This window comes from Armatimonas sp. (genome assembly GCF_031410135.1).
Lineage (GTDB): Bacteria > Armatimonadota > Armatimonadia > Armatimonadales > Armatimonadaceae > Armatimonas.
In genome coordinates, this window is record NZ_JANNYP010000421.1 from 1 (window position 1) to 1,512 (window position 1,512).

The 1,512-nt window shown below is 57.7% G+C and carries 2 protein-coding genes; both read left to right on the plus strand.

Going from position 1 to position 1,512, the window contains the following annotated elements; all coding sequences use genetic code 11:
• Positions 1-276 precede the first annotated feature (276 nt).
• The gene (locus RMO15_RS15510; RefSeq protein ID WP_309714358.1) at positions 277-1,314 is read left to right on the plus strand and encodes a DUF932 domain-containing protein; all 1,038 of its coding nucleotides are present in this window, start codon (positions 277-279) and stop codon (positions 1,312-1,314) included.
• Positions 1,311-1,512: hypothetical protein (locus tag RMO15_RS15515; protein ID WP_309714359.1), on the plus strand; the 202-nt coding region annotated here is incomplete at its 3' end. The genes RMO15_RS15510 and RMO15_RS15515, both read left to right, overlap by 4 nt.

A 1,512-nucleotide genomic window follows, 5' to 3' on the forward strand; every position in this document is an offset into this window, starting at 1 on the left:
TTTCCATGAGGTGTGCCCCCGCTGGAACTATACCTTCAAGCCGCGCTTGATAGAAACACACGAGCAAGGTTCAATCGCATAACCAAGAAACGGAAGTAGATTTTGGACGACTACTAAGTTCAGTCTCGTTGGAGATTTTGAGAGCGTGCTTTACTCTTGCCTGGCGCGGCGAGGCAACGCCTCTCCAGAAAACCACAGAGGCCCCACGCCGCGTGAATCTTTACAACCCACTTCCCTCCCCTTAACTTGGGGAGACTTGAAAGGAAATATTCCCCTATGAACCTTGATGAGGTCTGCGAGCGCGTGAGCGCAGACGACGCGGGTAAGCACGATAATCTCGTGCCCATTCGCGAAGTCTCCATGCAACACGGGCGCATTTACTGGCCCGGTGCGGATGATGATGGTTTCGGCTTTGCCCTCTCCCCCTGGGCGATGGGCCAAGCCTGCACCAAGCTCGGAATGCCAGCCGCCTACTTCGGTAGGTGTCCCAAAGAACTGCAAGACGCGCAATGGAACCATTGGCGCGGCTTGCCTGAGGAGCTGCGCAAGAAGGCGGGCGGTGATGGCGGCCAGCAGTGGACCGTTCGCGCCAAGGGAGCCACCGTTCGCGGTGTTCTCTCCGCTCGCTACGAGAAGCTGGATAATCGCCAGCTCCTTAGTGCTCTCCTGCCCGCGCTGGAAGGCATGAACTACCCGGTGAAGCTCTTCGATCTGACAAACGAGAGCCTCCACCTACGCTTGATCGATCCCCGCATGAGTCGCTTGGTACTGCCCGGCGACCCCCTCATTGTTGCGATCCACATCGCAAACAGTGAGGTAGGTTTACGGGCTGTAACGATAGATGCCTGCCTCTTTCGCCAAGTGTGCAGCAACGGTATGGTGCGTAAAATCGCGGGATGGAGCATGCTCAAGCAGCGGCATAACCATGTCGCTACAGCACAGTTTGTACCGCTCTTGCAGGATGCCATCGCGCAAGCTCGGCTTGTGGCGGCGGCGTTCATCGAGCAGATGATCCTCTCCACAAAGACGATTGTTCCTGATCCCGCACGGGCTATTGAAGTGCTGGCCGATGCCTGGAAACTCTCCAAGCAGACCGCCGAGTACATACGGTTCGGACTGTACGGCGAGTCCCACCAGGACACGCTCTACGGGTTGGTAAATGCCGTCACCAGTGCCGCGCAGAAACTCCCCGTCGAGAGCCGTTTTGAGCTTGAGACGCTGGCAAGTGTCCTAATCGACACCACCAGTGAGAGCCGGGCAGACCAGGCGCTTCGTTCACGGATTCTTACTCCGAAAGGAGGATCGTTCGCGTGAGCGCCGTTTTCCCCACGATAGACAAGCGGCTTGCCGTAGTCTGCCAGCGCCTCCGGGGGCTGGCAGCAGAGATCGAGGAGAAATGGCACTTCGGAGTCGTGCATCTGTTTGTTGAAGATCAAGTGATCCAAGCACACAGATCGTGGCGCTTGGAGGTTCCCGTTCCCGAGCTTGACGACTACATCGGCCAGCCCGAGG